At 75.1% G+C, this 12467-nt stretch carries 11 protein-coding genes; 8 read left to right on the top strand and 3 right to left on the bottom strand.

Annotated features, from left to right (window positions below):
- The first annotated feature begins 28 nt into the window (after positions 1–28).
- From BJZ21_RS03720 to BJZ21_RS03690, 7 genes are all read left to right on the top strand, one after another.
- Positions 29–2320, top strand: a complete 2292-nt coding sequence (locus BJZ21_RS03720; protein WP_179662522.1) for a helicase C-terminal domain-containing protein — start codon at positions 29–31, stop codon at positions 2318–2320.
- A gap of 47 nt (positions 2321–2367) precedes the next feature.
- A complete protein-coding gene (locus BJZ21_RS03715) occupies positions 2368–2904 on the top strand; it encodes a CGNR zinc finger domain-containing protein (RefSeq protein ID WP_179662521.1) in 537 nt (178 codons plus the stop codon).
- Positions 2901–4550: a DNA repair helicase XPB gene (locus tag BJZ21_RS03710; RefSeq protein WP_179662520.1), complete on the top strand. Its 1650-nt coding sequence runs from the start codon at positions 2901–2903 to the stop codon at positions 4548–4550. The genes BJZ21_RS03715 and BJZ21_RS03710 overlap by 4 nt, the downstream gene beginning before the upstream one ends.
- A gap of 236 nt (positions 4551–4786) precedes the next feature.
- Positions 4787–5986: a phosphoglycerate dehydrogenase gene (serA, locus tag BJZ21_RS03705; protein ID WP_179662519.1), complete on the top strand. Its 1200-nt coding sequence runs from the start codon at positions 4787–4789 to the stop codon at positions 5984–5986.
- 294 nt (positions 5987–6280) lie between these two features.
- Positions 6281–7177, top strand: a complete 897-nt coding sequence (locus BJZ21_RS03700; RefSeq protein WP_179662518.1) for an oxygenase MpaB family protein — start codon at positions 6281–6283, stop codon at positions 7175–7177.
- A gap of 119 nt (positions 7178–7296) precedes the next feature.
- Positions 7297–9447, top strand: coding sequence for a HelD family protein (locus BJZ21_RS03695; RefSeq protein WP_343051944.1), 2151 nt, complete (start codon positions 7297–7299; stop codon positions 9445–9447).
- A 70-nt stretch (positions 9448–9517) separates the two neighbouring features.
- Positions 9518–10159, top strand: coding sequence for an HD domain-containing protein (locus tag BJZ21_RS03690; protein ID WP_179662517.1), 642 nt, complete (start codon positions 9518–9520; stop codon positions 10157–10159).
- Between the two features lie 142 nt (positions 10160–10301).
- On the opposite strand, the gene BJZ21_RS03685 is transcribed toward BJZ21_RS03690, so the two are convergent.
- Both BJZ21_RS03685 and BJZ21_RS03680 read right to left on the bottom strand, forming a co-directional pair.
- Positions 10302–10571 (bottom strand): DUF4031 domain-containing protein, encoded by a 270-nt coding sequence (locus tag BJZ21_RS03685; protein WP_179662516.1) that lies wholly within the window; start codon positions 10569–10571, stop codon positions 10302–10304.
- On the bottom strand, positions 10568–11308 hold the full coding sequence (locus tag BJZ21_RS03680; protein WP_179662515.1) for a copper homeostasis protein CutC: 741 nt from the start codon (positions 11306–11308) through the stop codon (positions 10568–10570). The genes BJZ21_RS03685 and BJZ21_RS03680 overlap by 4 nt, the downstream gene beginning before the upstream one ends.
- An 87-nt stretch (positions 11309–11395) precedes the next feature.
- On the opposite strand from BJZ21_RS03680, the gene BJZ21_RS03675 reads away from it, so the two are divergent.
- Positions 11396–11776, top strand: a complete 381-nt coding sequence (locus BJZ21_RS03675) for a hypothetical protein (protein WP_179662514.1) — start codon at positions 11396–11398, stop codon at positions 11774–11776.
- Here BJZ21_RS03675 and BJZ21_RS03670 read toward each other — a convergent pair.
- Entirely contained in the window at positions 11742–12461 is a 720-nt protein-coding gene (locus BJZ21_RS03670; RefSeq protein WP_179662513.1) for a UTRA domain-containing protein, read from the bottom strand. The genes BJZ21_RS03675 and BJZ21_RS03670 overlap by 35 nt on opposite strands.
- Positions 12462–12467 lie beyond the last annotated feature (6 nt).

Raw genomic sequence — 12467 nt, 5'->3', positions numbered from 1 at the left:
GCGACGCCGAGCCGATAGCGTGGGAGGGATGTCCCGATCACCCGCCCGGCCACCCGGGTTCCGCACGGTCGCCGACCAGCTGCGCAGCTGGCCGGACGACCGGCTGTCCCGGTTGCTGGTCGCGCGCCCCGATCTCGCCACTCCTGCCCCTCACGACTTCAGCCAGCTGGCGTCCCGCGTCGCCACCCGAGCCTCGCTGCTGCGTGCGCTCGACCACCTCAACCGGCTCGAGCTCTGCACACTGGATGCCCTCGTGGTGCTCGGCCAAACCAGCCGGGAGCGACTGGTGGCGAGCGTGCGCGCCGCCCCCGCCGCGGTCGAGGCCGCGCTGGACCGGTTGGTGGACCTCGCCCTGGTCTGGGAGTCCGACCAGGGCCTGCGGGCGCTCTCCGGCGTCGCCGACGGCCTCACCGGCGGGGCCGGGCACGGCCACAGCGGTCTGCGGCCGGTCTCCGCGGAGCCGCCACCGCCGGCCGAGGTCGAGCGCCGGCTGGCCGAGCTGTCCGAGCCGGCCCGGACGCTGCTCGAGCACGTCGCCGACAACGGCGGCGAGGCGACCACCGGCACCGCCCGGCACACGGTGCTCCCCGAGGAGGCCGCCACCCCGGCCGAGGAGCTGCTGGCGCGGCGGCTGCTGGTGCCCCGCGGCGGCGGGGTCGTGGTGCTGCCCGGCGAGGTCGGCCTGGCGCTGCGCGGCGGTCGCACCACCCGGGAGCCCGTCGACGACCTGCCCGCGCTGGCGGCCTCCTCGCGCGCCGAGGCCCTCGTCGACCGGGCCGCGGCGGGCGCCGCCTTCGAGGCGGTCCGCCGCCTCGAGCTGCTGCTGGACCAGTGGGGCACCCGGCCGCCCGGCGCGCTGCGCACCGGCGGCCTCGGCGTCCGCGACCTGAAGGCCGCCGCCGCCACCATGCACGTCGACGAGCCGACCGCGGCGCTGGTGGTGGAGGTGGCCCACGCCGCCGGCCTGCTGGCCACCGGCCAGGACGCCGACGGCAACCCCGCCTGGCTGCCGACCGACGCGTTCGACCAGTGGGTGGACCGTCCGGTCGCCGAGCGCTGGCTCGCGGTCGTGTCCGCCTGGCTGGAGAGCCCGCGGCTGCCGGGGCTGGTGGGGGCCCGCGACACCAAGGGCAAGGCGTGGAACGCGCTCGCCCCGGAGCTGGCCGCCAGCACCCAGGTCGAGACCCGGCGGATGACGCTCGACGCGTTGGCCGGCCTGCCGCCCGGGCAGGTGCTGGCCACCGGCACCGGGGTGCCCTCGCTGGTCGCCCACCTCACCTGGTTGCGCCCCCGCCGGCCGCGCACCCGGGCCGACCAGGTCGCCTGGACGGTCAGCGAGTCGGCCGTCCTCGGGCTCACCGGGCTGGGCGGGCTGGCGTCCTACGCACGCCCGCTGCTGGCCGGGGACGCGGCCGCGGCCGTGGCCGGGCTCGCCGACCTGCTGCCCGCGCCGGTCGACCACGTGCTGGTGCAGGCCGACCTGACCGCGGTGGCGCCCGGCCCGCTGGAGACCGCCCTGGCCCGCAGCCTCCAGCTGCTGGCCGACGTGGAGTCGCGCGGCGGCGCGACCGTCTACCGGTTCACGCCGGGCTCGGTGCGCCGGGCGCTCGACTCCGGGTGGTCGGCCGCGGAGATCCACGACTTCCTCGGCTCGGTCTCGCGCACCCCGCTCCCCCAGCCGCTGACCTATCTCGTCGACGACACCGCGCGGACCTTCGGGACCGTGCGGGTCGGCTACGCCGAGGCGTTCCTGCGGGCCGACGACGAGGCGGCGCTGACCGAGCTGGTGCACCATCCACAGGCCGCCTCGCTCGGTCTGCGACGGATCGCCCCCACCGTGGTCATCACCGACACCCCGATCGACGTGCTGCTCCCCCGGCTCCGCGAGCTCGGGGCGGCCCCGGTGGTGGAGGCGGCCGACGGCACGGTCCGGGTGGCCCGGCCCGACGCGCTGCGGGCCCGCACCCCGCGGGACCGGCGCGGCCCCGCCGTGCGCGCGGCGCACCAGAGCGCCCAGGTCGCCCAGGTCGTGGGAGCGGTGCGCGCCGGCGACCGGGCCGCCGCCCCCGCCTCGACGCCGGCCGCGCCGGCGGCCGCGCTCACCCCCAGCGGCTCGCTCACCGCGCTGCGCGAGGCGGTCGAGACCGGCACCACCGTGGTCATCTCCTACGTCGACAACCACGGCACCCGCTCGGACCGGGTGGTCGAGCCGATCCGGGTCGAGGGCGGCTGGCTCACCGCCCACGACCAGCGCAGCGACGACGAGCGGACCTTCGCGGTGCACCGGATCACCGCCGTACGCCCCCTCGACGCCCGCTGAGACCGGCGCACCGGGCCGCACATCGGGGCCGTCCGTAGACTCGACGGGTGGACTTCCTGAGGTACGCCGAACAATCGGCCGCCCTGCTCAACGCGGAGATCCCCGACGTCGAGGCGCTTGTGGACCACCTCGCCGGGCGGGAGTGGCTGCACGAGCAGTGCAGCGACCGCGACTGCATGTTGCTGCGCAAGTTCCAGCGCGAGCTGCGCCCGGTCTTCGAGGCCGGCCAGCAGGGCGATGTCCAGGGCGTCGTCGACGGCCTGAACGAGCTGATGGTCCGGCACCCGATCACCCCGCGGATCGCCCACCACGACCACCAGGAGCTGCACCTGCACGTCGCCACCAAGTCCGCGAGCGTCGCGGAGCTGTTGGTCGGGGAGTCCCTGCTCGGGCTGGCCACGCTGGTCTGCGACCTCGGCCCGACCCGGCTGGGGGTGTGCTCGGCGTCCCCGTGCACCCACGTCTTCGTGGACACCTCGCCGAACCAGTCGCGCCGCTACTGCTCGGACCGGTGCTCCTCGCGCGCCAACGTCGCGGCCTACCGCGCCCGGCAGAAGGCCGTCGACAAGGTGGTCCCGGCTTGAACGACGGGCCCCTGATCGTCCAGTCCGACAAGACCCTGCTGCTGGAGATCGACCACGAGCGCGCCGCCGACTGCCGCAAGGCGATCGCGCCGTTCGCCGAGCTCGAGCGGTCGCCGGAGCACATCCACACCTACCGGCTGACCCCGTTGGGGCTGTGGAACGCCCGGGCCGCCGGGCACGACGCCGAGCAGGTCGTCGACACGCTGCTGGAGTACAGCCGCTACGCGGTGCCGCACGCGCTGCTCGTCGACGTCGCCGAGACCATGGCCCGCTACGGGCGGCTGCGGCTGGAGAAGCACCCCACCCACGGCCTGGTGCTGGTCTCCAACGACCGCCCGGTGCTCGAGGAGGTGCTGCGCGCCAAGAAGATCGCGGGCATGCTCGGCGCGCGCGTCGACGGCGCCGACGGGGACACCGTGGTGGTGCATGCCTCCGAGCGCGGCAACCTCAAGCAGGCGCTGCTCAAGCTCGGCTGGCCGGCGGAGGACTTCGCCGGCTACGTCGACGGCGAGGCGCACCCGATCTCGCTGGCCGAGGAGGACTGGCAGCTGCGCGACTACCAGCGCGACGCCGCCGAGTCGTTCTGGCACGGCGGGTCCGGCGTGGTGGTGCTCCCCTGCGGCGCCGGCAAGACCCTGGTCGGCGCGGCCGCGATGGCGCACGCGCAGGCGACCACGCTGATCCTGGTCACCAACACGGTCTCGGCCCGCCAGTGGAAGGACGAGCTGGTCCGGCGTACCTCGCTGACCGAGGACGAGATCGGCGAGTACTCCGGCTCGGTCAAGGAGGTCCGGCCGGTCACGATCGCGACGTACCAGGTCCTGACCACCCGCCGGAAGGGCGTCTACCCGCACCTGGAGCTGCTCGACGCCCGGGACTGGGGCCTGATCGTCTACGACGAGGTGCACCTGCTGCCGGCGCCGATCTTCCGGATGACCGCGAACCTGCAGGCCCGGCGACGGATCGGGCTGACCGCCACGCTGGTGCGCGAGGACGGCCGCGAGGGCGACGTCTTCTCGCTGATCGGGCCGAAGCGGTACGACGCGCCCTGGAAGGACATCGAGGCCCAGGGCTGGATCGCGCCGGCGGACTGCGTCGAGGTGCGGGTGACGCTGCCGACCGCCGAGCGGCTGGTCTACGCGACCGCGGAGGCCGACGAGCGCTACCGGCTGGCGTCGTGCACCCACCACAAGATCGACGTGGTCCGCGACCTCGTCGCCGCGCACCCGGGCCAGCCGACGCTGGTGATCGGGCAGTACATCGACCAGCTCGACGAGATCGCCGCGGCCCTCGATGCTCCCGTGATCAAGGGCGAGACGTCGGTCAAGGAGCGGCAACGGCTCTTCGAGGCGTTCCGGTCCGGCGAGGTCGGCCTGCTGGTGGTCTCGAAGGTCGCGAACTTCTCCATCGACCTGCCCTCGGCCGAGGTGGCGATCCAGGTGTCCGGCTCGTTCGGCTCCCGCCAGGAGGAGGCCCAGCGGCTGGGCCGGCTGCTGCGGCCCAAGTCCGAGGGCAAGACCGCGCACTTCTACACGATCGTCTCCCGCGACACCGTGGACGCCGACTTCGCCCAGAACCGGCAGCGCTTCCTCGCCGAGCAGGGCTACGCCTACCGGATCGTCGACGCGGAGGACCTCCCCGCCTGAGCGTTGAGTTGGGCCCCGCGCCGCGTTGAGTTGGGCCCCGCGCCGGGTTGAGTTGGGCCTCGCGCCGGGTTGAGTTGGGCCCCGTGCCGGGTTGAGTTGGGCCCCGCGTACGGCGGGGGCGCCATGCGGCCCCGGAGGTCCGGCGGCCTCGAGTCCCCTGACGTCCCGGGACGCCCTCGGCGTCCACGCTTCGTCGCCGAATCGGCGCGGCCGGGGATCCCTCCTACGCTGGAGCCGTGAAGGTGCTGCTGCTCGAAAACATCCATCCGGTCGCCGTGGAGATCCTCCAGGGCCACGGCTTCGAGGTCGAGCTCCGCTCCAGCTCGATGAGCGAGGACGAGCTGGTCGCGTCCCTGGCCGACGTCCAGCTGCTCGGCATCCGCTCCAACACCCACATCACCGAGCGAGTGCTCGACAACGCGCCGAACCTGCTGGCGGTCGGCTGCTTCTGCATCGGCACCAACCAGGTCGACCTGGCCGCCGCTGCCGACCGCGGGGTCGCGGTCTTCAACGCGCCGTACTCCAACACCCGCAGCGTCGTGGAGCTGGTGATCGCCGAGATCATCATGCTGGCGCGCCGGCTGGCCGAGAAGACCCAGCGCATGCACGACGGGGTCTGGGACAAGTCGGCGAAGGGCAGCCACGAGGTGCGCGGCCGGACGCTGGGGATCGTGGGCTACGGCAACATCGGCACCCAGCTGTCCAACGTGGCCGAGTCGCTCGGCCTGCGGGTCATCTTCTACGACACCGCCGACCGGCTCGCGCACGGCAATGCCCACCGGGTCAGCACCCTCGACGAGCTGCTTGCCGAGGCCGACGTGGTCAGCATCCACGTCGACGGCCGGCCGGGGAACGCCGGCCTGTTCGGCGCCGAGCAGTTCGCGAAGATGAAGCCGCGCTCGCTGTTCATCAACGCCTCGCGCGGCATGGTCGTCGACGACGTGGCGCTGCGCGACAACATCCTGTCCGGCCACATCGCGGGCGCGGCGCTGGACGTGTTCCCGGTCGAGCCGAAGGCGCAGGGAGAGCCGTTCGAGTCGGTGCTGCGCGGCCTCGACAACGTCATCCTGACGCCGCACGTCGGCGGGTCGACCCAGGAGGCGCAGGAGGAGATCGGCTACTTCGTGGCGGGCAAGCTCGCGCACTTCGCCAAGGAGGGCCAGACCGCGCTGTCGGTCAACCTCCCGGCCGTGCAGTCGCCCGACCTCGAGGCCGGCTTCCGGGTGGGCTACCTGCACGTGAACGTGCCCGGCGTGCTCGCCGCGGTCAACAACGCGCTGGCCGACCAGGGCGACAACGTCATCGGCCAATACCTGTCGACCCGGGGCCAGCAGGGCTACGTCGTCACCGACGTCGTGGACGCGGTCTCCGACGACGCGCTGAAGAAGCTGATCGACAACCCGCACACGATCTGGCTGCGGACCTGGCAGGCCTAGGAGCCGTACGCCGAGTCGCCGCTCGTTGACGTCCCCGGGCGTCAACCAGCGCCGACTCGGCGCACCCCCGGGCGTCAACCAGCGCCGACTCGGCGCACCCCCGGGCGTCAACCAGCGCCGACTCGACGTAGCCACGGCGTCAACAAGCGCCGACTCGGCGAACCCACGGGCGTCAACCAGCGCCGACTCGACGTACCCACGGGCGTCAACCAGCGCCGACTCGGCGTAGTCACGGCGTCAACGAGCGCCGACTCGGCGGGGGCCGGGCTTGGGTGAGCGGGGCACCATGGCGAGGTGACTCCTCCCGGATCCGCGAGGGTCCGAGCCGCGCGACGGCGGCTCGGCGAGGCCCTGTTCCTGCGCGTCGCCGGCCCCGACGGCGCGCGGCACCGCGCCCGCATCCACGACCGGCCCGGGCCCCGGTGGTTCGAGCCGGGGAGCCCGATCACCGTCGTGCACGGCGACGCCTCGATGTTCATCGGCGGCATCCGGGCGCTCCTGCTGCAGACCCTGCACCCGGCGGCCATGCGGGCGGTCTCGGAGCACTCCGGCTTCCGCGGCGACATGTGGGGCCGCCTCGCGCGCACCAGCCGGTTCCTGGCGGTCACCACGTTCGGCCACGCCGAGGACGCCCAGCAGGCGGTCGACGTGGTCCGCGCGATCCACGAGCGGGTCACCGGCACGATGGACGACGGCACGGCGTACGCCGCCTCCGACCCGCACCTGCTGGCCTGGGTGCACGTCGCCGAGGTCGACAGCTTCCTGCTGGCCCACACCGTCTACGGCAAGGAGCCGCTGGACCAGGCCGGCCGGGACACCTACGTCGCGCAGGCGGCCGAGGTCGCGCGGCGGCTCGGGGTGGTCGACCCGCCCACCACTGAGGCCGAGCTGCGGGCGGCCCTGGCGGCGTACCGGCCCGAGCTGCGCGGCACCCCGGAGGCCCGGGAGGCGATCTCCTTCCTGCTGCTGCGGCCGCCGCTGCCGCTCGCAGCCCGGGCGCCGTACGGCGTGCTGGTGGCGGCCGCGGTCGGGCTGATGCCCCGGTGGACTCGGCGACCGCTGCGGCTGCCCTGGCTGCCGGTCTCGGAGCGGACCGTGGTCCGCGCGCTCGGCACCGCCGCGACCGAGACGATCCGCTGGGCGATGACGCCGCCCCCGCCGGACGCCGAGACCGCGCCCGCGACCGCCTAGCGGACGATCTCCCCACCCGAGGAGTCCCGGCCCACCCCGGGGAATCCGGTGGCCGCCGGCGCGCGCGACTGTTAGCGTCGCCGTCCCCTCCCACCAGCCGCGACCGCGGAGGTCTCGTCGTGCCCCCAGCCCAGTCCGCCACAGACCACCCTCCGGATCCCGAGCTCGCCGCCGAGCAGGAGCACCTCGCCGAGTCCCGGCGACAGCTGGCCCGGATGCGCGAGCGCACCGCCGCCCTGGACGCCGCCGCGGCGGGCGACTGGGTGAGCAGGGAGTACCTGGAGTCGGCGTTCGCGCTGCGGATGAAGCAGCTCGCCGACGACCCGGGCGTGCCGCTGTTCTTCGGCCGGCTCGACACCGCCGCCGGCCCGGACGGCCCGGACGGCCCTGCGGGCGAGAGCTGGCACATCGGCCGGCGCCACGTCTCCGGGCCGGACGGCGAGCCGCTGGTCATCGACTGGCGCGCGCCGGTCAGCCTGCCGTTCTACCGCGCGAGCCGCACCGAGCCGATGGGCGTGGCGCGGCGGCGCCGCTACGGCTTCCAGCACGGCCGGCTGACCGCGTTCGAAGACGAGGACCTCGCCGCCGGCGACCGGGCCGGGCAGGCCGGGCAGGGTGGGCAGGGGCACGGCGGCCACTCGGCCATCCTCGAGTCCGAGATCGAACGCCCCCGGGTCGGCCCGATGCGCGACATCGTCGCCACCATCCAGCCCGAGCAGGACGTCATCGTCCGCGCCGAGCTGTCCCGCTCGGTCTGCGTCCAGGGCGCGCCGGGCACCGGCAAGACCGCGGTCGGCCTGCACCGCGCGGCGTACCTGCTCTACGTGCACCGCGAGCAGCTGACCCGTCAGGGCGTCCTGGTCGTGGGGCCGAACGCCAGCTTCCTGCGCTACATCCGCGACGTGCTGCCGGCGCTCGGCGAGATCGACGCGACCCAGTCCACGATCGAGGAGCTGGTCGCGCGCAGCCTGCGCGAGCAGAACCCCCGCTGGCAGATCCGCGGCGAGGACAGCGCCGCGGTCGCCACGCTCAAGGGCGACGCCCGGATGGCCGAGGTGCTGCGTCGCGCGCTGTGGTCGCACCTGCAGGCGCCGGACGAGGCGCTGGTGGTCCCCCGGGGCGCGCGGCGGTGGCGGGTCCCGGCGTACGAGGTCGAGGAGGTCGTGGCCTCGCTGCGCGAGCGCGGGGTCCGGTACGGCGCGGCGCGGGCGATGGTCCCGCAGTCCCTCGCGCACCGGGTGCTGGTGAAGATGGAGCTCGCCGGCGACTCCCCCGACGACCGGGTGCAGGACGCGGTCGCGCGCAGCAAGCCGGTGAAGGACTACGCCAAGGTGCTGTGGCCGGTGGTCGAACCGGCCCGCCTGGTGTGGCGGCTGCTCTCCGAGCCGGCGCTCCTCGCCGCCGCCGCGGACGGCCTCCTCACCGTCGAGGAGCAGGAGCGGCTGCGCTGGGAGCGGCCCGCGAAGAGCCCCGCCGCCACCCGCTGGTCGCTCGCCGACGCGGTGCTCGTCGACGAGGCCGCCGACCTGGTCGAGCGCACCGCCTCGATGGCGCACATCGTCGCCGACGAGGCGCAGGACCTCTCGCCGATGATGCTGCGGGCCCTCGCGCGCCGCTCGTCCACCGGATCGCTGACCGTGCTCGGCGACCTCGCCCAGGCCACCACGCCGTGGGCGACCCGGTCGTGGGCGGAGGCGCTGGCCCACCTCGGCAAGCCCGACGCGCACGTCGAGCAGCTCACCCGAGGGTTCCGGGTGCCCGGGGAGGTCATCGAGTACGCCGCCCGGCTGCTCCCCCACATCGCCCCGGACCTCGAGCCGCCCACCTCGGTGCGGCGTACCCGCGGTGAGCTGTCCGTACGGGCGGCCGGCGAGGACCCCGCCGCGCTGGTCGACGCGGTCCGGGCCGCGGTCCGGGACGCGGTGGCCCGCGAGGGCTCGGTGGGGCTGATCGCTCCGGACGCCGCGGTCGGCGGGCTCGCGGCCGCCCTCGAGGAGGCCGGATTCGGCTTCGCGCTGCTCGGCGACGAGCCCGAGGACGAGCGACTGACCGAGTTCGACGCGCAGCTCGACCTGGTGCCGGCGAGCCTGGCGAAGGGCCTGGAGTTCGACCACGTGGTGCTCGCCGAACCCGCCGGCATCGTGGCCGGTGAGCCCGACCGGGTCACCGGCCTGCGCCGGCTCTACGTCTGCCTCACCCGGGCGGTCACTTCGCTGGTCGTGGTCCACAGCGAGCCGATGCCGCCGGAGCTCGGCACCCCCGGGCCCTAGGATGAGAGCCCGACCGGGTGCTGTGGGGCCCCCGACCACTCCCGCGGAGCGCCGATGCTGGCCGTGATCCATGGCTGACCTCCTCGACATGTGGCCGCTGAGCGACGCGCGCGAGCTGCGCGACCGGCTGCTGGCGGCCTACGACGACCCCGCCCGGAGCTACCACGACCGCCGCCACCTGACCGAGGTCTGCGACCGCATCGTCGAGCTGCTCGACGCCGGGGACGATCGCGATGGCGCCGGCGTCCGCGTCGATCGTGGCACGGTGCTGCTCGCGGCGTGGTTCCACGACGCGGTCTACGACGGCGAACGGGACGCCGAGGAGCGTTCGGCGGTGTGGGCCGAGCTCGAGCTCCCGGACGCCGGAGTGCCCGCGTCCGTCGTGGCCGAGGTCGCGCGGCTGGTGCGGCTCACCGAGACCCACCGCCCCGAGGACGACGACCCCGCCGGGTGCGTGCTCTCCGACGCGGACCTGGCGATCCTGGCCGCCCCGGCCGGGCGGTACGCCGAGTACGCCGCCGACGTGCGCCGGGAGTTCGCGCACGTGCCCGACCCGGACTTCCGCGCCGGTCGTGCGGCGGTGCTGCGCGACCTGCTCGCCAAGCCGCGGCTGTTCCACACGGCCCACGCCCGCGAGCACTGGGAGGCCGCCGCCCGCGCCAACGTCGAGCACGAGCTCGCCGAGCGGACCGGGCCGTCCCCGGCGCGCTGAGCGCGACCCCACCGGTCCGCGGCGGATCCGTCCCACCAGGCACGTCGGATCCGCCGCAGAGGATCGGAGCCGGCCGGACCCCGGCGCAGGACCGAGGGATCCCGGCCCCCGCCGAGACGCGCGGACGACGGCGGGCGTGCCGCTAGGCGCCGTCTCGGCGCTTGCGGCGGCGCAGGCCGGCGGCGATCAGCCGACGCACCAGCTCACGGGAGGAGACCGGCAGCGCGCCGGCGGCGACCACGTCGTCGTACCACTCCGAGGGGACGTCGTAGTGGTCCCGGTCGAACCCGCGCTCGGGGATGCCCACGGTGCGGGCGAAGGCGTGCAGCTCCTCGTAGGAGTCGTCGCTGGCCAGGTGCGACCACATCCGGCCGTGGCCGGCGGTGAGGGGCGGGTCGACCAGGACCGTCATCGGGCCGGGGACGCGGAGTGCCGCCGGGCCAGGTCCAGCGCGTCGTCGGCCAGCAGCCGCCAGGAGCGGACGTGGGAGGCGTCGACGTACGCCTTCCGGCTGCCGCCCGGACGGGCCTGCGGGCCGAGGTGCAGCTGCCGGACACCGGCGCGCACCAGCCACGGCACGTGCTCGGCGAGCAGGCCGCCCCCGGGCAGCAGCAGCCGGGCGATCCCGGGGGCGGAGGCGGCGGTGGCCAGCAGGTCGTCGTACCCCACCGACATGCCCTGGGGCGAGCCGGCCGAGCGGACCGCGACCAGGTCGGGCAGCGTGAGCAGCTGGCGCCAGGCGCGGGCCGGCTCCAGCGAGCTGTCGACGGCGTCCGGGAACGTCCACGGGACCCCGGGGAGCGCCTGGACGAGGTGGCCGCAGACCTCGGTGTCGACCAGCAGGTCGGCGTCGAGGAAGCCGAAGCACAACCCGGTGGCGCCGCGGGCGAGGTAGTCCTCGGCCAGGCCCACCAGCCGGGTCAGCTCACCCCCGGTGGTGGTCCAGGAGTCGTTGAGCCGCAGCACCACGAAGACCGGGAGGTCGGTCTCGCGGCACACCTCGGTGACCGCGGCCAGTTCCGGGGAGAGCCCCCCGGCCTCACTCGGCGCGACCAGGTGCAGCCGGTCGGCGCCGCCCTCCTGCGCACCGGGCACGTCGCGCCCGTGCTCGACGGCGACCTCGAGCAGCACCCTGCCGTCCGGACCCATGCTCCGACTCTAGGGCGCGACCGCCGCGATCCGGCGGCGACGCACAGCCGTCCCCGCGGCGACTTGCCCGCCGGGCATGATGGGGAGGTGGACGAAGCCCTGCTGTTCGACGCCCGGGCCCGGGTGCTCGCCGACCTCGAGGCCCGCGCCCATGCGACCCCCGCGGCCGTCTCGGTCCTCGAGGACGCCGTGTCCACCCGGCGGTGGTGGGCCGAGCAGTGGCCCGAGGGCGAGGTGTACGTCGCCGGGCTGGTCGCCCAGGACGTGCAGGACGCCCTGCTGGAGTCCGTCGGCCGGTGGCCGCTGTGCCTGTCCTGCGGCGAGGCCCCCCAGCACGCGCTCTACATCCAGCCCGACCTCGGCGGGCCGGACCCGGTCTGGGTGTGCGAGGAGTCGGGCCGACCGGTGGCCGAGCTCGGCCAGCTGAACGGCGCTAGCCCTCACGACCCAGCTGGACCCACATCGTGAACCGGTCCGCGCGGTAGACCGAGCGGGAGACCTCGACGCTCTTCTCACCGACCAGGGCGCGCCGGGAGTGCCGCAGCACCGCGGCGGCCGGCCCGGCCTCGAGCAGGGCCGCCTCCTCGTCGGTGGCCACGTCGGCGGCGATCGAGTCCTCGGCCCAGGTCGGGCGCAGGCCGCGGCCACCGAGCGCGTCGTACAGGCTCGTGGGCATCCCGGCCTGCAGGAAACCCGGGATCAGGACCTCGTTGAGGTAGGCGTCCTCGACGCACATCGGCACCCCGTCGGCGCGGCGCAGCCGGCGCCAGTGGATCACCGCGTCGCCCTCGGTGACGTTCAGCGCCCGGGCGACGCCGGGGCCGGCCTGCTCGCGGCGGGCCAGCAGCGTCTGCGACTCCGGGAGCAGGCCGCGGCGGGTCATCTCCTCGGTGTACGACGTGGGCCCGCTGGTCACCCGGCGCGGCTGGGCCACGAACGTCCCGCGGCCGGGGATCCGCTCGAGCAGGCCCTCGGCGACCAGCGCATCCATCGCCTGGCGCACGGTCATCCGCGCGACGCCGAACATGTGCACCAGCACCCGCTCGGACGGCGCGGCCGACCCGGGCGCGGCGCCGGCCACCAGCGACCGGACGTACTCGCGCACCTGCACGTGCTTGAGCGCCCTGCCCTCGGTGACCACCGCTTCCTCCACGGCGGT

Origin of the sequence: Nocardioides panaciterrulae (genome assembly GCF_013409645.1) — a bacterium.
Taxonomy (GTDB): Bacteria; Actinomycetota; Actinomycetes; order Propionibacteriales; family Nocardioidaceae; genus Nocardioides; species Nocardioides panaciterrulae.
This window is presented reverse-complemented; position numbering and strand designations above follow the sequence as displayed.